This is a genomic window from Bradyrhizobium sp. Unk1, from assembly GCF_059512345.1.
The window spans coordinates 155,947-174,656 of record NZ_JCAMOP010000015.1 but is presented as its reverse complement, the minus strand read 5'-3'; the positions used below and the strand labels follow the sequence as shown (position 1 = coordinate 174,656).

The 18,710-nt window shown below is 62.3% G+C and carries 28 protein-coding genes and 1 tRNA gene; 24 read left to right on the top strand and 5 right to left on the bottom strand.

The window, feature by feature from the left end; genetic code table 11:
* The first annotated feature begins 51 nt into the window (after nt 1-51).
* The 5 genes from AC5ZFO_RS21125 (at nt 52) to AC5ZFO_RS21105 (ending at nt 4,079) form a co-directional block, all read left to right on the top strand.
* Complete coding sequence (locus AC5ZFO_RS21125; protein ID WP_496122479.1) at nt 52-384, top strand: hypothetical protein; 333 nt, start codon at nt 52-54, stop codon at nt 382-384.
* Between the two features lie 56 nt (nt 385-440).
* Complete coding sequence (locus AC5ZFO_RS21120) at nt 441-800, top strand: YdaU family protein (protein WP_496122478.1); 360 nt, start codon at nt 441-443, stop codon at nt 798-800.
* Nucleotides 801-942: 142 nt separating this feature from the next.
* Entirely contained in the window at nt 943-1,143 is a 201-nt protein-coding gene (locus tag AC5ZFO_RS21115) for a hypothetical protein (protein WP_496122477.1), read from the top strand.
* A gap of 1,024 nt (nt 1,144-2,167) precedes the next feature.
* Nucleotides 2,168-2,854 (top strand): helix-turn-helix domain-containing protein, encoded by a 687-nt coding sequence (locus AC5ZFO_RS21110; protein ID WP_282523211.1) that lies wholly within the window; start codon nt 2,168-2,170, stop codon nt 2,852-2,854.
* An 838-nt stretch (nt 2,855-3,692) separates the two neighbouring features.
* Nucleotides 3,693-4,079 (top strand): hypothetical protein, encoded by a 387-nt coding sequence (locus AC5ZFO_RS21105; protein WP_496122476.1) that lies wholly within the window; start codon nt 3,693-3,695, stop codon nt 4,077-4,079.
* Between the two features lie 123 nt (nt 4,080-4,202).
* On the opposite strand, the gene AC5ZFO_RS21100 is transcribed toward AC5ZFO_RS21105, so the two are convergent.
* The 3 genes from AC5ZFO_RS21100 to AC5ZFO_RS21090 are packed head-to-tail and all read right to left on the bottom strand — an operon-like array spanning nt 4,203 to nt 5,234.
* On the bottom strand, nt 4,203-4,352 hold the full coding sequence (locus AC5ZFO_RS21100) for a hypothetical protein (protein WP_496122475.1): 150 nt from the start codon (nt 4,350-4,352) through the stop codon (nt 4,203-4,205).
* Complete coding sequence (locus AC5ZFO_RS21095; protein ID WP_496122474.1) at nt 4,349-4,588, bottom strand: hypothetical protein; 240 nt, start codon at nt 4,586-4,588, stop codon at nt 4,349-4,351. Before AC5ZFO_RS21095 ends, AC5ZFO_RS21100 begins: the two co-directional genes overlap by 4 nt.
* On the bottom strand, nt 4,569-5,234 hold the full coding sequence (locus AC5ZFO_RS21090) for a recombinase family protein (RefSeq protein ID WP_496122473.1): 666 nt from the start codon (nt 5,232-5,234) through the stop codon (nt 4,569-4,571). Before AC5ZFO_RS21090 ends, AC5ZFO_RS21095 begins: the two co-directional genes overlap by 20 nt.
* 118 nt (nt 5,235-5,352) lie before the next feature.
* Between AC5ZFO_RS21090 and AC5ZFO_RS21085 the strand changes: the two genes are divergently transcribed.
* From AC5ZFO_RS21085 to AC5ZFO_RS21070, 4 genes are all read left to right on the top strand, one after another.
* The gene (locus AC5ZFO_RS21085; protein WP_496122472.1) at nt 5,353-5,619 is read left to right on the top strand and encodes a hypothetical protein; all 267 of its coding nucleotides are present in this window, start codon (nt 5,353-5,355) and stop codon (nt 5,617-5,619) included.
* Complete coding sequence (locus tag AC5ZFO_RS21080) at nt 5,616-5,762, top strand: hypothetical protein (protein WP_496122471.1); 147 nt, start codon at nt 5,616-5,618, stop codon at nt 5,760-5,762. The genes AC5ZFO_RS21085 and AC5ZFO_RS21080 overlap by 4 nt, the downstream gene beginning before the upstream one ends.
* A complete protein-coding gene (locus AC5ZFO_RS21075) occupies nt 5,749-6,231 on the top strand; it encodes a hypothetical protein (RefSeq protein ID WP_496122470.1) in 483 nt (160 codons plus the stop codon). Before AC5ZFO_RS21080 ends, AC5ZFO_RS21075 begins: the two co-directional genes overlap by 14 nt.
* A gap of 475 nt (nt 6,232-6,706) precedes the next feature.
* Nucleotides 6,707-6,961: a hypothetical protein gene (locus tag AC5ZFO_RS21070; protein WP_496122469.1), complete on the top strand. Its 255-nt coding sequence runs from the start codon at nt 6,707-6,709 to the stop codon at nt 6,959-6,961.
* Between the two features lie 423 nt (nt 6,962-7,384).
* On the opposite strand, the gene AC5ZFO_RS21065 is transcribed toward AC5ZFO_RS21070, so the two are convergent.
* Nucleotides 7,385-7,801 (bottom strand): hypothetical protein, encoded by a 417-nt coding sequence (locus tag AC5ZFO_RS21065; protein ID WP_496122468.1) that lies wholly within the window; start codon nt 7,799-7,801, stop codon nt 7,385-7,387.
* A 108-nt stretch (nt 7,802-7,909) separates the two neighbouring features.
* Here AC5ZFO_RS21065 and AC5ZFO_RS21060 point away from each other — a divergent pair.
* Nucleotides 7,910-7,985 (top strand) — tRNA-Thr (locus AC5ZFO_RS21060).
* Between the two features lie 1,039 nt (nt 7,986-9,024).
* Here AC5ZFO_RS21060 and AC5ZFO_RS21055 read toward each other — a convergent pair.
* A complete protein-coding gene (locus AC5ZFO_RS21055; protein WP_496122467.1) occupies nt 9,025-9,255 on the bottom strand; it encodes a DUF6894 family protein in 231 nt (76 codons plus the stop codon).
* Between the two features lie 171 nt (nt 9,256-9,426).
* Here AC5ZFO_RS21055 and AC5ZFO_RS21050 point away from each other — a divergent pair, with 171 nt between their 5' ends.
* The 14 genes from AC5ZFO_RS21050 to AC5ZFO_RS20985 all read left to right on the top strand — a co-directional run bounded on the left by AC5ZFO_RS21050 (nt 9,427) and on the right by AC5ZFO_RS20985 (nt 18,710).
* Nucleotides 9,427-9,636 carry a PRC-barrel domain-containing protein gene (locus AC5ZFO_RS21050; protein WP_496122496.1) on the top strand — a complete coding sequence of 70 codons (210 nt, stop codon included), beginning with the start codon at nt 9,427-9,429 and terminating at the stop codon, nt 9,634-9,636.
* Between the two features lie 503 nt (nt 9,637-10,139).
* Nucleotides 10,140-10,436, top strand: coding sequence for a hypothetical protein (locus AC5ZFO_RS21045; protein ID WP_496122466.1), 297 nt, complete (start codon nt 10,140-10,142; stop codon nt 10,434-10,436).
* Nucleotides 10,437-10,481: 45 nt separating this feature from the next.
* A complete protein-coding gene (locus AC5ZFO_RS21040; RefSeq protein WP_496122465.1) occupies nt 10,482-10,790 on the top strand; it encodes a hypothetical protein in 309 nt (102 codons plus the stop codon).
* 306 nt (nt 10,791-11,096) lie between these two features.
* On the top strand, nt 11,097-11,804 hold the full coding sequence (locus AC5ZFO_RS21035; protein WP_496122464.1) for a DUF2493 domain-containing protein: 708 nt from the start codon (nt 11,097-11,099) through the stop codon (nt 11,802-11,804).
* 56 nt (nt 11,805-11,860) lie between these two features.
* Nucleotides 11,861-13,360 (top strand): DUF7178 family protein, encoded by a 1,500-nt coding sequence (locus AC5ZFO_RS21030; protein WP_496122463.1) that lies wholly within the window; start codon nt 11,861-11,863, stop codon nt 13,358-13,360.
* A 49-nt stretch (nt 13,361-13,409) separates the two neighbouring features.
* Nucleotides 13,410-13,541, top strand: coding sequence for a hypothetical protein (locus AC5ZFO_RS21025; protein ID WP_496122462.1), 132 nt, complete (start codon nt 13,410-13,412; stop codon nt 13,539-13,541).
* A 515-nt stretch (nt 13,542-14,056) separates the two neighbouring features.
* Nucleotides 14,057-14,644, top strand: coding sequence for a phage capsid family protein (locus tag AC5ZFO_RS21020; protein WP_496122461.1), 588 nt, complete (start codon nt 14,057-14,059; stop codon nt 14,642-14,644).
* Between the two features lie 59 nt (nt 14,645-14,703).
* The gene (locus AC5ZFO_RS21015) at nt 14,704-15,123 is read left to right on the top strand and encodes a hypothetical protein (RefSeq protein WP_496122460.1); all 420 of its coding nucleotides are present in this window, start codon (nt 14,704-14,706) and stop codon (nt 15,121-15,123) included.
* A gap of 64 nt (nt 15,124-15,187) precedes the next feature.
* Nucleotides 15,188-15,439 (top strand): hypothetical protein, encoded by a 252-nt coding sequence (locus AC5ZFO_RS21010; RefSeq protein WP_496122459.1) that lies wholly within the window; start codon nt 15,188-15,190, stop codon nt 15,437-15,439.
* Between the two features lie 39 nt (nt 15,440-15,478).
* A complete protein-coding gene (locus tag AC5ZFO_RS21005) occupies nt 15,479-15,868 on the top strand; it encodes a hypothetical protein (protein ID WP_496122458.1) in 390 nt (129 codons plus the stop codon).
* Nucleotides 15,868-16,209 (top strand): hypothetical protein, encoded by a 342-nt coding sequence (locus AC5ZFO_RS21000; RefSeq protein WP_496122457.1) that lies wholly within the window; start codon nt 15,868-15,870, stop codon nt 16,207-16,209. The genes AC5ZFO_RS21005 and AC5ZFO_RS21000 overlap by 1 nt, the downstream gene beginning before the upstream one ends.
* A 20-nt stretch (nt 16,210-16,229) precedes the next feature.
* Entirely contained in the window at nt 16,230-17,648 is a 1,419-nt protein-coding gene (locus AC5ZFO_RS20995; RefSeq protein ID WP_496122456.1) for a packaged DNA stabilization protein, read from the top strand.
* The gene (locus AC5ZFO_RS20990) at nt 17,645-17,887 is read left to right on the top strand and encodes a hypothetical protein (protein ID WP_496122455.1); all 243 of its coding nucleotides are present in this window, start codon (nt 17,645-17,647) and stop codon (nt 17,885-17,887) included. Before AC5ZFO_RS20995 ends, AC5ZFO_RS20990 begins: the two co-directional genes overlap by 4 nt.
* 1 nt (nt 17,888) lies before the next feature.
* Nucleotides 17,889-18,710 carry a hypothetical protein gene (locus tag AC5ZFO_RS20985; protein WP_496122454.1) on the top strand — a complete coding sequence of 274 codons (822 nt, stop codon included), beginning with the start codon at nt 17,889-17,891 and terminating at the stop codon, nt 18,708-18,710.

Here is an 18,710-nt window from a genome sequence, read left to right as displayed (position 1 = left end):
GGGCTGGAGGTCCGGCGAGGTTCGCGCCGAGATTACAGCGCGCAAGCGGGCGTGCGCCAGGAGCCGGAGCAGGCCGACATCTTCGGCGGAAGCCGCGATGCCGACACGGGCGCCGCCCCCCGGGAGCGCGACAGATGGGCTGCGCTCGGCCCTACGAAGCAGGCGGGCATCCGCTGCAAGGAGTCGGTGTTCTGGCGCTTCCTTGAGGAGGAGCACCGCTACAGGGACGTGACGTGCGAGCAGCACGCGGCCGATTGCGTGCGGCATCACTGCGGCATCGCGAGCCGCAGCGACCTCGGCAAGCCGGGCCGGTCTGATGAGCGTCAGCGCTGGCACCGGCTCGACAACCAATTCCAGGCTTGGCGCATCGCCGAAAGTTCATAATCAACGGGAGGGACGGCCCATGTCTTACGGGTCGTCGACAACGGTGCGGGTGATCGATGTCGCGGCTCCCCTGGTTCCCGATCCACGTTGGTGATTATCTCGCCGACACCGGACACCTCTCCACCGTGCAGCACGGGGCCTACCTGATGCTACTGTTTCACTCGTGGAGGACAGGCGCGCTGCCAGATGACGACGAGAAGCTCGCCAACATCGCGCGCATGATGCCGGACGAGTGGCGCGCGAACCGCGCGACCTTGCTTCGGTTCTTCCAGAAGGATTGCGATGAAGGTTGGCGCAGCTCTCGCCTGGAGCACGAGCGGCAGCGCATTCAGGAGACCTCCAAACGCCGCGCCCTAGCCGGATCGAAGGGCGGCACCATCTCGGCGATGAACCGCTGGCACCCCAAGAAGAAGTGAGCCCGGCTTAGGCGTTTACTCGCAAATCCATCGGAGTCGCGCGGTCCGCGCTTTGTGCTCCCAAGCAGCGTCCGGTCTCCCGCCGATAGCCGACATCACAATAGGATCAGCATGGTTCGGCTAAGGGCCAACAGGGGAAGCAGTGCCGCTTGACCGTTCACTGAACAAGCACGTCCTGATGGCGTCAGCGAAAAGCCGTCGCCGGGTTAAGCGCCGCGACGGCTTCTTCTTTACGCGCTCAGACGGCCGCGACTACCCGCCGCGTCGCATGAAGGAAACGGTTAGCAGGCGCTGCGACGCCATCAATTGGATGACGCTCCTGTTTGCGCAATTCATCGACTAGACGTTCGAGGTAGGGCGGCAGAGGCGTGGCTTCAAGAGATAAGTTCTGTTGCAATCTGTCACACACCTCGTCACAGACCGACCGGGCAGTCCTATGGTCGATGTGGTCCGATATTCGACTGGTCGGTTCCATATCGCGACCTTTCGGTTAGGCCCCACAATCCACTTAAGTTAGAGGGGTGCGAAAATGTTTCGCGCACCTTCGAAGAATGCCGATGGTTCCATTCAATGGAACGAAGACACTTGCGCCAGAACGACTGCCAGGGCTGATATCTGCAACCCGCCGAGTTGGTGAAACTCTTGGGCGCGACTACTTTCAAAACGTTCATAATGTCCGTTCCGGATCATAAGCGGCAGTCGAGGCAAAGGCGGCCCCACGTCCGGTCTAGTGCCAGCAGCAGGCGTCCAGATCGGCTCAGCCTTTTCCTAAGGGCCAGAAACGGAAGTCGCCTTCGGCTCGGCTCCTCAACGGAAGGCACCGGTCTGCATGCCCCGGCACGAGGGAAACGTTGACACAGATCAAGTATTCGCGGGGTTAGTCAGGGACAGTCGTTTCCCTAACAGGGAAAGGAGATTGTTATGAGACAAATCGGCCTGAAACGAGCTTTGTTAGTTGCCGCCGTTGTCGCATGTGGGGTCTCCGGTTCAGTTGGGTGGTCAAAAAATGACGGCCTCTCGCTGTCCGTTGATAGCGCGCAAGCACGCGTGGGGCGACCGTTGACCCCCGTGAGTGTCGCTGGCGTTGCACGTCGAACCACACGGCGAGCGGTAGTGGGCGGAGCAGTAGTAGGAGGAGCGGTGGTTGCTAGGCCGCGCTGCGGGTATTACCCCTACGGACCATGCTAGTTTCAGTGCTCATATTGCAACTGCGAGCGCGCCCATGACGCCTACACTTGTAGCTACCAGAGTTCCTGGTCTTCTCAAACGGCGCAGCAATTGGGATATGCCCTTTGGTACAATGACCATAGGGATAGGCGCGAACTAGGCTCTAAAATCAAGAGAGCAGTGCATGTATGGAGGGCCCAATGTTTGTGCGCACTTCAACCGATGGGACTTATCAGCCAACCACGCTCGGTGATCTCGGTATATCGAGCAGTTCGAACCAGCTCGTTTGCCTGAGCGAGTTCACCTACAAAAAAGGCACTGAAATCTTCGGCGAGGGAGAGCCTGCCGAGTACATATACCAGATCAAGCTTGGAGCAGCTCGGAGCTACAAAATGCTCAATGATGGGCGGCGACAGATAGGCGCATTTCATCTCTCTGGGGACATCTTTGGATTGGTGAACGGTGATTTCCACCGGTTCACAGCAGAAGCCGTAGTTCAGACCACCGTTCGGCTCTTGATGCGTCGAAGGCTTGACGAGGCTGCTCAGAGCGACAGCGTCCTCGCGCGAGAGCTACTCAGCCTAACCACGAAAAATCTGCAACACGCTGAAGATCACATGCTTCTTCTGGGTCGCAAGGATGCCGTCGAACGGGTCGCGGCATTCTTAGTGGAAATGGATCAGCGAAGCACCGCTACCGCCGTGATGGCGTTGCCAATGACCCGCCGTGATATTGCGGACTACCTTGGGCTGACCATTGAAACGGTTTCCCGCGCATTGTCGCGACTGCGCCGGGCGGGCGTACTCGAGTTCACTGACGTCAACCAGCGCGAAATCAACATTCTAGACCGGAAACAACTGCACGCATTTGATCTTCAAAGTCATTGAGCGACTTGACTGCGCCGCACCAAATGACGCGATGGGCCGCATGCTGACGTTCAATGTACGGAATGATGCCTCCAAGTGAGGCGGCCTCGTCGATTTCGCAGGGCTTGCGTTCCAGCCGTTCGATCTCCCGCGTAAGCGTTCGGCCTGTTCCAAATCCCAGCCGATCCGCCGCAACTTCGGACGGCATTCCGGAAGTTTCATCGCGCGCGTTCGTTGTGGTGGGGCACGACGCCGATCAACTGGCCATTGGCTTAGGACGGACAGCACCCTCAATTCATTTTGCGCCGAAGCTTCTTGATCATCTCCCGCAGACTTTCCATGTATTCCTCGACGACCCGTCGTGCCTCCTCAAGGCGCGAAGGGTCAGAAGGTGTCTCCTTGTCTGGACCTCGTTCATCGGTCGGCGTCATGAATACGCTAGTTCGCCCCCGCGGCGAGTGTACCCTTGATCCAAATCAAGTCACGCAAACTTAATTCAAACTAGGCCGTGCGCGCTGAAGCAAACCGGTCCGGCCACCGTGGACGCTCCGCGAACTCAGACTTGCTGAGTTACGCCCTAAGCCCGGCTGTCCTTTTGCTTAAGCCCGGCTCAAGCACCTACACCTACACTTTTAATAACTACTACCTTCTCTGTAGCTGCGCGCGCGAAGGGCTTGCCGATGTGGAAACTGTGGATATAGCGTGCCACGCATTCTCGCCGGAGATTGCTGATGGACAGGCCGCTCGACGACGCAGGACCAACGCCCGAACGTCTCGCCAAGGCTGGACAGTTTTTCACCGTCGTCGGGCGCGCGCGATCATCCCGCAAGATCACCATGCTCGACGACGCGCTGGGGCGGTGCTGGATGCGCCAGATCATCTCGGCGCAGGAATACTCGGTGCCCTGCGCCGTTACACGCTGCACTGGGTCGCTGGCGGACTCCAGGGGGCGCTCGGAAGTGTCGACCTCAATCGCATCTACGCCTTCGATCCCAGCAGCATGACGGGACTGGCGAGGTGCGAGGCGCAGCTCGACCACAAGCGGACCTACTACGCCGCCAAACAGGCCATCGGCTTCAACCCGTCATTCGTCGCCGATCAGGTCGCGTGCTTCGGCCGGGCGCTGCAGGAGACCGGGATGTCGATGGGGTTCAAGTCGCCGTATCGCGCGCGGTCGCGGGCCGCGGAATATCTGTCGAGCGCAGGGGCGGGGCTGGCCAAGTTTTTCGAGACGCTGCGCGGTTGACCGAAGGGGCGATTTGCGCGATCAATTCGCTATCGATCCGCCGTATGCCTTCTGCTCGCGCTCGAGGTTGCTCGGCAGATGGATTGAAAAAGGCCCGAGGTCACCCTCGGGCCTTTGGCATTTTCAGAGCGGGTCGTTGTTGTACCGCTTCATCGCCTTGCGCAGCCAGCCGAGGTCGTCGGCCATATGCTTGGAGTTGAGGGCAATGGCGAAGAGCAAGAGTGCGATGACGCACAACAGGAAGTTGGTCAGGCTCATTCCGACGTAGCTCATGCGCGCAGCTCCGCGGGCTTGGTCTTGGTGTCGAGCATTAGGTTGACGAGCATGGCGATGTGGCGCGGCACCTCGGCCTCCCCGGTGATCCACTTGCGCACCTGCCGGTCGCCGCAGCCGATGGTCTCGGAGAAGGCGAGCGAGCGGGCGCGCACGCTGGCCGGGTTGTCGTAGAGCTGGGTGAGCGCAGCATCGAGCTGCGCGCCATCCATCGGCTTAGGCTGCTTCGGCGACATTGATCTCTCCCTGGAGGCGATTGACGAGGCGGACGACGGTTGAGCTGCGCCACTCGCCGCCGGTGACAGACTTGATGCCGCGGGCGTTCAGCTCGGCGGCGATCTTGCGCGAGGACAAGCCGAGCAGCGGCGCGACGATCTCGCGCAGGTTCTCGGCGAAGGCCCGCGCCTCGTCGGCGTTGGCTTTGGCCAGGGCGGCGTTGCCCAGCACCTGACCGCGCGCCTTCGCGGCCTGGAGCGCGGCCGAGGTGCGCGCGGCGATGTCGTTGCGCTCCTTCTCGGCGATGGCTGCGTAGATGTGCAACATGAACGGATCGACGTTCGGGCCCAGCGCGGCGACGACGAACGGCACGCGCTGCGCCATCAGCGCCGAGATGAAGGCAACATCGCGCGACAGGCGGTCGAGCTTGGCGACTAGCACGGCGCACTTGACCTTCTTGGCCTGCTTCAGCGCGGCCGAGAGCTGCAGGCGACGCTCCAGGGCGTCGGCGCCCTTGGCGGTCTCGACCTCCATGTATTCCGCGACGATCTCGTAACCCTCGGCGGCGGCAAACCGCTCATTGGCGGCCCGCTGGGCGTCAAGGCCGAGACCGGAGCGGCCCTGGCTTTCACGCGACACGCGGACGTAGGAAATGATCGGCTTCATGACGTGTTCCCCTTGCTGCCGTGTCCTTTATCGGCCTTTAAGGCCAACCATGCAAGCCGTAGAAATACGCTTGTAACGAAATAACTAGTCCGCGAATCGGACCTGATCGGAGAGCAGCATGAGCCGAACGGTGCGGCACCCGGACCGCGAGCGCTACTGGGGCAGGGCGACCGGGACGTCGCGCCGCGCAAGGCATCGCCGTGAGGCAGCAGCGGGCGTCCAGAGCGCGTTCGAGAGCGAGCCGAACATCGGAGCCGCGAAGCGGACAGGCAGCTCAGCGGGGCTGGCAGGGGCTCACGATGCACTGGAGCTGTGGTCGCGGATCGTCCGCGGCGAGGAGCAGCTCGACGCAGCAGCCAGGGCGACAGCGGAGCGGACGCAATGAGGCATCAGACGACGAGGCGACGGCCGAAGCTCGTGATCCCGAAGCAGGGGCTCAAGGTCAGGGGCAAGTGGAAGAGCAAGCTGGCGCGCCTGGAGCGCGAGCAGAAGCGCAACAAGGAGGACAGCGGACGTGGCACCGTTTAAGCGCACCTATGCGGTGGCGCAGTATCAGCACGGGCAAACGCGCGGACGACCGAGCGAGTACCGCGACGAATACTGCGACATGGTGATCGAGGCCATGGGGCAGGGCATCAGCGTCGGGGCGTTCGCGGGCACCATCGGTGTGGCTGTCGACACGGTTTACAAGTGGATGCGGAAACACGCTGAGTTTGCGGATGCGGTCTCTCGCGCCCGCGCCAAGCAGCTGCTGGCCTGGGAGACGAAGCTCATCCGCAGCCGCAAGGGCGCGGAGACGATGGCCTCGATCTTCGCGCTCAAGAACATCGCGCCTGACCAGTGGCGTGACGTGCGCAACGTGCAGCACGACCACAACGTCAAGGTCGAAACCCTCACCGATGCCCAGCTCTACGCCATTGCAGCCCAGAAAGCGGGTGGAGATGGCGAGATCATCGACGTCCAGGCTGTCCGAGTGGCTGAAACTGACCCAGGCTGACGAACGTCAACCTGGGACAGCCAGTGCTTACGCACCGGGAGTAGGTATTTCGCTCGGGTTGAGGGCGGCTCGGGCAGGGCGATCTCGCCTCGCGCCCTGGTCGCGGTGGGCCTGCCCCCGCGCCCCTCTGGCCGGGGCACCGGGGGAGGGAAAATCAACCGGCCGAAGCATGCTTTTCCTGACAACCCCCTCGACGTCACCGCCAAATCCAGAAATGTCGCCCGGGCGTCGTCGCCTCTGATCGGCGCCAAATCTCAGAAAGTTCGGGGTTTGGTTGGATCAGGGGATGTTGCAAAGCATTCTTTATCTTGGAAGCATTCTTTGATCTTCCAGTCATCGTGGAATGCTCCCCATCCCCTCATTGGCGTGGAGAAACAATTGCGTCTATGGATCGCCGATTGAAACTAACAGGGATCGCTGCGGAAGTAACAGCGATCACGCCAAGCAATGAACATGAACGGTGAGGACAGCACCGATGCAGAAGCCTGACGACCTTCCAAGCAAGTACGCCCGTGATCGCGACGCCATGCTGCTCACCGGCAGCATCGAGGCCATGAAGATGTTCATGCGGGAGTACGGTGTGAAGCCGCCGCCGTCGGATGAGGTGGCGTGGGTGACGCTGCACAAGACCATCACGGCCGCGAAGTCGCTGCCGCTCGACTATCGGCGCAAGAGCAAGGCGTGGTTGGTTGAGCGCGGTTTCCAGGCGTGGGATGATGGAGACCTCTAAGCGAGGCTCTCAACAGCCTTTCGCTGCGCTCCCCCTGTCCCCCATAGTGCGTTGAGCTGAAAGCCTGTCTACGATCCACAGGTAGATCGTAACAGCGATCTGCGCACAGCAAGGCAGTTCGCTGTTAGTTGGGACATGGTTCGTGAAACCGTCAGTCTCGGAGGTTCATCATTCCGAGTGCCCGATCAGGTCTGATCGGCGCGCGATCCCAATCGACGCGGCGAATTGCGTCCCATCTGAGAAACTGGAAACGGTGGCGTGGCTGGTCGTAAAGCAGGACGCCGCGCTCTCCCGTTCGAAACATCACGGCTCGAATAGTCCCATCAGCGGTGACGATTTCGGCCAGTGATTCCTTGTTAAGTCTTCCCCGCGTGAAGTCCACGCCTTAGGCCACGGCCAATGCCATCAAGCCCATCAAGCCCATCAAGCCGTGGCCATCATACCCTTTATTCGATCCTCGCGCGTCGGCGCCAATCTGATAAGCGCGAGCAAGATGACTGCAAGCGCCATCACTGAAAAAACCGCTGTTCGGGTCACATAAGCGGAGGCGGCCGTGAGGATGAAAACAGCAAGAAGAAGAATCCAGTCCGGTAGCTTGCGGGCGCCTTTCCAGTCCCTTGTAAGAAAGCCTGCATACGAAGCGGACGAAACCAGGAACGCGAACGGGAGCGCGGGCATAGCGAACGCGATGTGCTCCGTGATCGAAAAGTAGGAGAAAGCCGCGCCACCCACGGGCAGAAATGATCCGACCTCCCAACACAATGCGAGCGCTGATCCAACAGCCGGGATCATCACGACCAAATCTTTTAACGGAATTGAAGTGCTGTTAGTGTCAGCCATCGAGCATCCGGTGTCAGGCGTGGACCGCGAATCAATGCGCTCATTCAAGCCTTCCAGCTCGCACCAGCTCAACCGCTAATTGCGCTATCCCCATTCTATTCACTTTCCGCCCGTCGTAGCTCAGTGGTAGAGCGACTGCTTTGTAAGTGGACGGTCGCCGGTTCGAATCCGGCCGCGGGCTCCACAGTGGCTCCCCCAACAGGAACATCGTGGCTCTTGCCAAGTTTTCCCGACGCCCTCGACGATGCTCGCCGAGGGCAACCTCTAGGCCTCAGCTCATCCCCCATTTGGGCTGAGGCCTTTTTTGGGAATTGTAAAGGCGCGACCGCACGACGAAAAGTTTCGCAAGAGTTCCTTCACCTTGATCTAGGGATACGGCCGAGTGGCCAATAGCTGGAGATCGCTTCGCGTGGAAGATAGCGCTAAGCCTCAGTTGCCTCGGATGCGAGATCCATGAAAATGTTAGGCATAACTTTCGTTGTTTACAATCCGCCCCAGCTGGGGCTCCCGTACCTAGCCGTGATGATTGCACCGAACGGCGAAGTCGTAGCGGTGCCGTTCGAAACTCCCGCAGAGGCCGAAAACCACAACATTGAGAGCGCTGCCAAGACGACCCGCTATGCGCCCGTGAGCAGTCGCGAATGACGCCCGCCGTCTTGGGGCAAGCGCCGCTCCAAATCCGCCATCCCCACAAACACGCCCCGTGCGGCTGAACCTTTTCGTCGCCCATCTCTTAATGGACATCCGGGATTTTGCTGATTCCTCCCGGGGCTGGAAGCCGCCGCCCGCGGTCCATTTAAGCGGGCGGCGTTTTTGCTTTTCGCAGCGCCACAAGGAAACGGCCTCGCGCATGGCCGGGGCTGGCACCGGATGCTGAGGCCGTTCGGCGCAGCCGAATCAGCGCGTATTGCCGGTTATTCCCGAATGGCGGCGCGGCCTATCGTTACTAGCTGGCCAGGTTTATGAAATCACCCAGTTGATCAGGCGCCAAGTGGCCCATCCGATGGCGCCGATCCACACAACCGAGGCCGCGCCGGCGACGCATAAGAATACGACTGGCAGCAGTTAGCCGGTCCATCCACTGTCGTTGACCGGCGAGGTTTGCTCAGTCCTACTAAGCAAATCGTCCCGTCGCGGAAAGACGGACATATCGGGTGAAGAATGACGTAGAAAATTGCTCATTAATGAATGTCCGTTTAGGGGCGCGAGTTGCCGGGACTGCGCTACAGTTTTTCGATCACGACAGCGGCTGACACGCGCAGAAAAGGCCCGTTCTGATCTCGCAATTCGACCTTGGTGACGCCCGCAGTGCCACGGCGCGATCCATCCAGAATCGCCTGACCTAGCAATTCCAGAGCCATCTGTGGGGCCACGCAGGTGTCCGGCACTTCGACGCCCTCGTCGTCGATGATCGTGTCGGCATCACTGAGAATGTCGAAATAGATGGTGGGCATTGGCGGGAAGAACCGGCATAACTAAACGAGGTTCCTATTTTTCCCGGCGGCGATTGTCCGCACGGTAAGGTGCGGAGGCATGGTACTGATCTGGACGAGCTGTTCATGATAGGAACGCAGCTCAATTCCCCTCGTTTGCAGTTTGCACCAAAAACGAGATGCCTTAAGGCAATGCCTCTAGCTAAAGCGCATGCCACCGTTATCCTGCGGGAGTATCACAAAGCCGAGTCAGAATTGATCGGCAAGGCAGTCGTGCTGACGGACGGCAAGGCGGGGACCGTCGAAGCATTACACTTGGACGAAGCCCACGGTTTGCGTCTTTCCGTAGCTGGTCATCCCGGGAAATGGCCCGTCTCAACGATCAAGCTGGCCCAGAAGTGACAAACGCCATGTCGGGTAAGTTTCGGCGTTGTGCGTTTCCTGAAAACTACTCTCCTACAACGTGAAGCTTGCGCGCATGCGCGCGAATGCCTTTTCGCAGAACCTTAATGCGGGATATCCTTCCTGCAGTCGCGGATCGGTCTCCGGCCGAGCACGCACCGCCCACTGAGGGAAACTCAGAAAGACATTATCAGCCTGATCGCCAAGACGGTCGTAAAGGTGCCAAGGGCGATGACAGCAATTTTGAGATGAAGATCATTATCCATGCCCATTTGCCTCTACTCACACAGCACCGTCAGCCCCTCGCCACTGGCAGACCGGAAAAAAACCCGGCGGCCCTTGGAGACCGCCGGGCTGATCCGCCGATCACACCGCTTCGATTGACGACAGGCTGAATAAATGGCGCTGGCGCGTCTGTGCGAATCCCGACACACCGTCTCGGTTTGGTCGGACGTGTGGCCGACAAGCCACGTCCCTAGTGTGCAAGCCATCGTGAGAGAGCAATGTCCGCCGATCAGCTCAGGGGCCTGCGAGACCTGAAACGAGCCAATATGGGTGACGTCGCCAACCTCTCCGACCAGCTGCTCGCCCGGCAGCGCATCGCCTACGCCACGCGCGGCGATCCGCCGCCAACTCCACCGCCACCAAGGCCGAAACGGGTCAGGCGCTGCTCGTCGACCTCGAAAGCCACCCTTCAGCCCTGGAAAGCCGACGGGGTCTCCCGACGCACATGGTACCGGCGGCTCAAAAAAAAGTTCCGCAAACCTGCCAACGTAATCTTTACGTCCCGGGCGTTTTAGTGCAGCTTTCGGGTCAACTCGCTAACCATGTGAGAGGACAGCTCCATGGACGACACGACCACCCTGCGCGCCGACCTCGACCGCGCCTTGACGCGCATCCGGGCTCTGGAAGAGATCGTCTTCCGGCTCCATCCCTCCGAAAAAGAGGAAGTGCTCGACACCGTCGATGCCGTCCGTGACTATCTGCGCAGGGTCGGCGACACTTCAGCGCTGTCAACGCAGGCGGTGGCGTTCCTGCGCGCGCGGCTCCCGGTCGACTGGCGCGATCTCATCGCCCGCCACGGGCACCAGATGGTGTTCGGCCTGCTTGCGCAAAATCACAACATCGTCGAAGCGCGGCGGAAGCTGCGATGATGTTCTGGCTCGGGTTCGCCATCGGATCGCTCTTCGGGGCCGCCGTCGCTGTCACGGCAATCGCGGTGACCTCGATGGCGAAGGATCAGCCATGAAGGTGTCGAAGGCCGCCGAGTGAGGCGACCTTACGACGGTCGCCGTAGCCCCGGCGAGCGAAGCCATTCGTTGATGCGGGAAGCCGTCTCGGTCTGCCGGGCTTTGCGCAACAACTGGTCGCGCTCTTTGCCAAGTGGCAATAGCCTAGCTTGCTCCTTGAGCCGTCGAGCCTCCGTTGCCAAACGCTCTTCGAATGAGGTGGCGTGCTTAATGCGCCGCCGTTTCATGGCGTCTCCTTCCTACGTCTCAAAACCCCTTAATGCTCCCGTTGTCGGGCTGGTTTATTTCCTCAAGGTTTCGCAGATTGCCGGTGAAATAATTTGCGCTAGATCAAATTGGGACAATGAAAAATGCGGATGCCGATCTTCGCAGGAGGCGGCGCGTCGGCTTCGCGCCTATGCGAAAGGACGATCAAAAGCCATGCGCGTGATCGTGTGCGGCGGGCGCAGTTTCAACAATCTTGCCGCGGTCGAGCAGTTTCTCGACATGCTGCACGCCATCCACGGCTTCACGCTGCTGATCCACGGCGGCGCCAAAGGCGCGGATTGGTGTGCTGATCGCTGGGCGACGACGCGACGGCTCCCCATCGAGCGGTTTCCGGCGCACTGGAAGCTCCACCACAATGGAGCTGGGCCGATCCGCAATCGGCAGATGCTCGACGAGGCCAAGCCGGGGCTGGTCATCGCGTTCCCCGGCGGCAGCGGCACGGCCGACATGATGAAGCAGGCCCGCAAGGCTGGCGTGCGGGTCATCGATCTCGCAAACGAACAGACAAGGGCACTGGTCACGGCGCAATGGAAGGCGGCAGGTTCAGGTCAAGCCGGTCAGAGCTTGGTCTCCCCGAAGACTACGACATCGCCACCGCAGCCGACCGCCTCCGCGACCGCTATGGAGATTTCAGGCCGCTCGGAGCACTGAGCAAGCCGCTCACGGTCGGCGACAAGCTGCTCGCCGCGGCCAAGGTGCCAGCGAAAATGCTGATGGACACCGCGGGCAGTCTGGGCACGCTGCCGCTCCGCCTGCGCGAGGCGATGGATCGTTACGCCCAGACCGGCGAATACGATCCGGCGCCCGTGGTGGAGGCCGCGACCCTGCCGATGGGCACGGGCGCTGTTGCTGGCGTGCCGATGCGGGCGGGCGAAGCGGTACTTGGCGCTGGTGCCGTCCGTCCGCTGTCCGAGTTGCAGCAGGCGATTGCCAAGGGCGACACCCGTGTCTCGACCCGGTTTCCGACCGGCGTGAAGAGCCCGGAAGATCCGCTGACGCAGCACCTGTCCATCGGCACCGAAGAGATGCGGATGGACCCGGAGCAGTTCGGGCACAACACCTCGATCCTGTCGCGCTATCCCGGCTTCGCGCACCTCAAGGGCATCTCGGCCGAGGAGGCCGCGCAGGCCTATATCGATCAGGCCGCAGGCAATATGCGCTTCCTGTACGAGAACTCGCCCGCCGATCTGAAGCGGCGCGCGCCGCTCTGGTACGAAGGCGCAAATCAGATTTCGGATGCCTTGGCGCAGCGCTGGGGCGTGCCCCGGCAAAGTGCGTCAGCCGCCCTGGCGTCGCTGTCGCCGCAGAAAGACTGGTTCATGAACGCATCGCTCGGCGAGCGCGTCGGCGACATCGTCACCGGCAACCCGCGCGCGACCAGCGACATGGCAAACTGGATCAAGTCACAGCCTGCGCTGATGGCAAAGCCTGACACCGCCGAGGCGCTGGCCGCCATCGAGGGCAACCGGCTGGATCAAGTCGACCCGAAGCATGCTGCGCTGTTCGTGCGCGCCTTCGATGAGGCGCACAATCCGCGCAATTATCGCTCGGTGCTGCCGGAGGGTGATTATGGCGACTTCGTCAGGACCGCGAGCGGCGATCCGGCCAAAGTTGCCTGGGGCACCTTCTCCGATATCGGCAAGGCAGTGCGCGCGATCCAGTCCGGCGGCAACATGGACACGCTGTCGCCATTGCTCGGCGCCAAACACAAGGTGCGCAGTTTCTACAACAACATCGAGGTGCCGAACGATCCGCGCTTCGGTGATATTACCGGCGACACCCATCAGGTCGCCGCCGCCCAAATGCGCCCGCTGTCCGGTTCCTCCGAGGCGGTGATCCAGCATTTGGCCTCCGGCGGTCCTGCAGGCTCGGTTAACGCCAAGTCGAGCGCCGTGACCGGCGTCCAGGGCACCTACGGCTTAGTGGCTGATGCGACTCGACAATTTGCCAAAGAGTACGGAATGCTCCCGCGCGCCGCACAAAGTGCGACCTGGGAGCCGATCCGCGAGCTCTTCCCAGCCGACTGGAAAAACGCTAAAAATGCGACTGCCGTTGACGACATCTGGAAGGCAGTGGATCGTGGCGACCTCAACATCGATCAAGCACGGCGAGCGATCTTCGACTTTGCGGGCGGAATTGGTACGCCTGAGTGGTTACGAGGGGGCGCTGACGCTCGTGCTCCACAATTTGGATCGACATATCGGTAAGCTGGCTGAAGGCTACATCGGGATCAACTGGTGGGGCGAGGAGCCCGAGGTGATCGAGCCCGAGGAGCAGTACATCATCGATCTGCTCAATGAGTACGACGCTTCACTGAAGAATGATAACGGCAGAGAAGGCTGCGTCGGAGATACTCCGGCGCAAGCTGATCCGCTCAAGCCTCACTGAGTGGTGTAAATCTCAAGGCTATCTTCCTGCCCGTCACCATCTCCTGCTGATCGAAAAGCTTGAAGCGCTGAGCCGGGGCGACATTCCCCGGCTCGCAATCTTCATGCCGCCCGGCAGCGCCAAGAGCACTTACGCCTCGGTGCTGTTTCCGCCCTGGTGCATGGCGCAGCACCCGAAGGCGCAGTTTCTCGCCGCCTCGCACACCACAGAGCTGGCTGAGCGCTGGGGCAGGCGGGTCCGCAACCTGATTGCCGAACAGACCTCGATCCTTGGCATCCATCCCGACGACAACAACCAGGCGGCCGGGCGCTGGGCAATCAAAGAGGGCGGCGAATATCTCGCGGCCGGTGCGCGCATCGGCATCGCGGGCTTTCGTGCGCTGTTCGGTGTGATCGACGATCCGCTTCGCAGCAGAGAGGACGCCGAGAGCGAGACGGTGCGGGACCGCGCTGCTCTCGAACTACTCCTCGACCTTCGCGACCGCGATTGCCAACGTCGACAGCGCGCAGGACAAGATGACCGCGGCCATCGGCTCGCTCGCCAAGCAGCTCGCAAAGCAGTCTGGCGTCGATCCGAACAACCCCGGCGTCTACAACGGCCGCCCCAAGATCACCCCCTGGGAGATCGAGGAGCTGGACGAGGAGATGTACGTCTGCTTCCTGGGCGACCGCGCGTTCGCGGCGCTCCAGAACGACCCGCCGATGTATCAGGCCAACCGCGATGCGCGCGCCCGCGAGGGCAACCCCACCGCGACCAACCCGATCTTCACGGGCGGTGCGCTGAAGTACGGCGGCATCCTCTACAAGAACATCCCCGAGATCACCCAGCGCCTGCTGCTGAAGCAGGCGGGCGGCGGCTCGGTGGACGTCGAGCCGTTCTTCATGTGCGGTCAGGCCGCACTGGCCTATGCGACGGGCCAGCTGCCGCGTCCGACCCAGCTCGAGGACGGCGACTACGACTTCGTCACTGGCCTCGGCATCGAGGCACAGTACGGCGTCGGCAAGATCGCCAAGGCCCCGCAGAGCGTTGCGGGCGCCACCGCGGGCGATCTGGTCGATTGGGGCATGGTGACGGGTTTCGTCGCCGCGCCGCCTGCGGCCTAAGCGTTACGGCGGGGCCGGACCCGGCCTCGCCGATTTCCCTCCAGCGAGAGATCATGATCATGGCTCCTCGTATTGCATACCGCCAGCCCCAGGCTGGCGCACAAGGCTTTGCGCGCACCAAGAAGGTGTTCGGCGGGCCCGCCATCACGTTTGTTGCCGGTGACGTCGCGCTCAATGCCCAGACGGCGATCATGCGCGTCCCCAAGGGCTTCGTGCTGCAGTCCATCGGCGGCACCGTCGGTGACGTGGACAGCGGCGCCGCACTGATGATCGCGCTCGGCGACGCGGGCAATAACGCTCGCTTCCTGGCTGCGAACGCCATCGGTCAGGCTGGCGGCGCGATGCCCGCGCTGGCGGCTGGTGCGGTGCTCTATGAGTTTCCTGACGACACCGACATCCTGATGACGGCAACCGTCGCGGCAGCGGGCCTCGGCCCGACGCCGACGATGCTGCTGCTGATGGAAGGCTATGTGAAGTGACGGGGCGGGCGGCGAGAGCCGCCCGCCTTGTTTCGTGTGGAACGTACATCACAAGGAGTCAGCGATGAAGAAAGCAACCGTTACGTACACCGCGCCGAAGGGCGACAGCAAAGTCGTCGAGATGCTCGGCACCACCTTCTACGACGGCCAGTCCATCGAGGTGGTCTGCGAGGACGCAAACATGACGCGCCTCCAGGGCAACCGGTACTTCAAGGTTAGCGACGTCAAGGACCACGACCCGGAGAAGGACGCGCCGAAAGCGGCGGCGGACGATCCGCCGAAGCCCGATCCGAAGGACCACAAGCACCACAAGTAGGGCCGCGCGAGCGGCCCTGTTTCGTTTGGGGAGGGCACTATGGCCATCGAGATCATCAACGGACCCGTCATCCCCGCAGGCGAGGCGCTGTCCGGCGCGGTGGATTGCAGCGCGGGCAACATCGTGCGGATCACCATGCCCGCCGACTGGACCGACGTAATGCTGACGTTCTCGATTTCGAGCGACGACGGCTTCTACAACGACGTCTTCGATCACCATGGCGACGAGGTGATCGTCGCGGTGGTGCCGGGGACCGCAGTCATCGTCCCGGTCGATTTCCTGGCGGCGGCGGCCTTCATCAAGTTTCGCTCGTGCTCGCGGTTTCATCCGGTGACGCAGCCATCTGACCGCCAGTTCGCTAACGCCATCGAGACGCGCGATGAGCTGCCCGCCGTCGGCCCGGCAATTCCAATCAAGCTGGTGACGTGATGGCGCTGACCCACACGGCTGAAGAGCTGATCAACAAGGCGGCAGCGATCCTCGGCAAGTACGTGCCGGGTGAGGCGCTCGGCGATGTCGAGCACCAGACCATCGACCGGTGCATCGACGACGTGCTCGCCGAGATCGCCAAGATTATCGCCATCGCCGACCGCGACGAAATCCCGAACCTCGTGTTCGAGACGGTGGCGCGGCTGGTGGCGATCTACGCGGCGGCCGAGTTTTCCAACCAGCCGGTCGATCTCGCCGCCGTGGCCCAGCACGAGATGCGGCTGCGCTACCTGATCGCGCAGATGCCGACCTACGAAGTGCTCCCGACCAACCATTTCTAGGGATCGCAAGCGAACCTGAGATGACCGACGTCCCGTTTCCGCTCCTGTCAGCGCCGGGCCTCAAGCCGCAGCTCGCAGGTGGCCGCATCATCAACTGCTACCCGGAGAAGCAACCGGCGACCGCTGGCAAGCCGTATGCCTACTATCGCGTTCCGGGTCTCAACGGTTTCGGCACCGTGCCCAGTGGCCGCTTCCGTGGCGGCGTGCTGGTCAACAACACGTTCTACGGCGTGTTCGGCACGTCGGTCTATTCGTGGTCCGCGGCGGGCGGGGCGGGCACTCTGCTGCCGGGCGCAATCCCCGGCAGCGCCATCGTGTTCTGCGCGCGCAACAATGCGGCGAACCCGGATTTGGTGTTCGTCAGTCCCGGCGATGGCGCGTTCTGGATCAACGGAGCCAATCAGGTCGTCGCCTATCCCGACGCCAACATCGGCCAGCCCAACGCGGTGGTGTTTCACAAGGGCTTCTTTGTTTTCACCTACAGCAACGGCACCACCCGCACCTCGAATGTCAACGTCACCACCATCAACACGCTCAATGTCGCGACCGCCGAGAGCAAGCCGGACACGCTCTACCGACCGGTGCCGCTCGGCAACGGCCAGCTGCTGCTGTGCGGCTCGACTTCACTGGAAGTGTGGGGCGGCGCGAACGACAGCGGCTATCCGTTCTCCTACATCGCGACGATCCCGCGCGGGATTGTCGGGCCCGCGGCGACGGCTGGCGCAGAAGACGGCTTCGGCAAGGGGCTGTTCATCGTCGGCGACGACAACCGTGTGTCCTCCATCGACGGCTACAGCTGCACGCCGATCTCCAACACCGACGTTGACCGGCGGATCGAGCAGGAGGCCGACAAGACCAAAATTCGGCTTGGCGTGTTCGTCTCGCGCGGTCACGGCTTTGTCGTGGTGCAGGCCCCGGCGTGGTGCTGGATTTACGACACCACGCTGCAGACCTGGCACGAGCGACGCTCGTACCTGCAGCAATATTGGCGCGGCCTCTATCCGGTGCTGGCGTTCGGCAAGTGGCTGTGCGGCGACAGCGACGCGGCGAACCTTTGCGAGATCACTGCAGACGTGCGCAAGGAGCTGGGCAACCCGATCATGATGCGGATCGAGACCGGCCCGTTTGGCCCGTTCCCGCAGGCGGTTCGCATCAACGCGATTGAGCTGTACCTCACCAAGGGTGCGAGCGACGCCACCGGCCACGATCCCGACGAGACCAATGTGGAGATCGCGATCTCGATCTCGCGCAATGGCGGGCAAGACTGGTCGAACCCGCGCAATGTGAAGATCGGTCGCCAGTCCATCACCAACGGGCGCGTGCGGGCCTCGATCTGGGGGCAGGCCGAGGTGCAGGGTGTGCGCTGGCGCTTCGAGGAGAGCGCGGGCGTCAACTTCGCCTTCATGGGCGCCGACATGCTCGGGGACAATCTGCGATGAGGATGAAGTTCTCGTTGCCGGCGCAGAACGTGCCGATCCTTTTGCCTGACGGCACCATGAACCCGACTTGGTACGAGAAGCTCAAGGTGATCGAGGGCTTCGTCAATCTGTTCGGCTACATCGAATTTTCGCGGCCGACCTCTCCACCCGCAGCGCCACCGACCGTCACCTCGATTGCCAACAATCAGGTGCTGATCTGGGACGCCACGCAGGGCCAGTTCAAGGCTGGAGCAAACTGACATGGCTGGTTTCTTTGACACGCTGTTCGGCGGTGGTGCCGAACGCGAAGCTGCGGAGAAGAACCGGGCGCTCGCGGGCCAGTACCAGACCAGCGCGCTCGACTATCTCAAGACCGGCTACGGCAGCGGCACCGACGCGCTCGGCAAGGGCATCTCGGCTTACGATCCGCTCGCCGCGCTCGGCAGCAAATACAGCGCCGCTGGCGACGTCTGGATGAACGCGCTCGGCGTCAACGGCGCCGATGGCACCACCAAGGCGACGGCGGCCTTCCAGACCACGCCCGGTTACGACATCACGCAGAAGGCGGCGCTCGACGCCATCGACCGCAGGCGTGCGATTGGCGGCATGTATGCGAGCGGCAATGCCGACATCGACACCGCCGACTGGGTCACTAAGAACCTCTACGAGACGCAATACGCGCCGTGGATGGCGGGGCTGCAGAGCGCGGCCGGGATGGGCGGCCAGTACACCGCAGGCGCCGCAGCGGGCCAGCAGCAGGGCTATACTAGCCTTGCCGATCTCGCGCGCAATTACGGGCTCGACCAGAGCAACGTCGCCAACAATTACATGGGCCAGAACGTCGCCGCCAACAACCAGCAGGCGGCTGGCGAGGCGGCTGGCGCCAAGAACCTGCTCGGTGCCGGTCTGTCGCTCGCGGGCATGGTCGCGGCGCCGTTCACGGGCGGTCTCAGCCTCGGCAGTCTCGGCGGCCTGTTCGGTGGCGGCGCGCCCACGGGCGCGACGACGGGCGGCTACAGCAGCTCGGGCGGCGGCCTGTTCGGCTCCGGCACCATGGGCGGCATCCGGTATCCGGCTTACTAA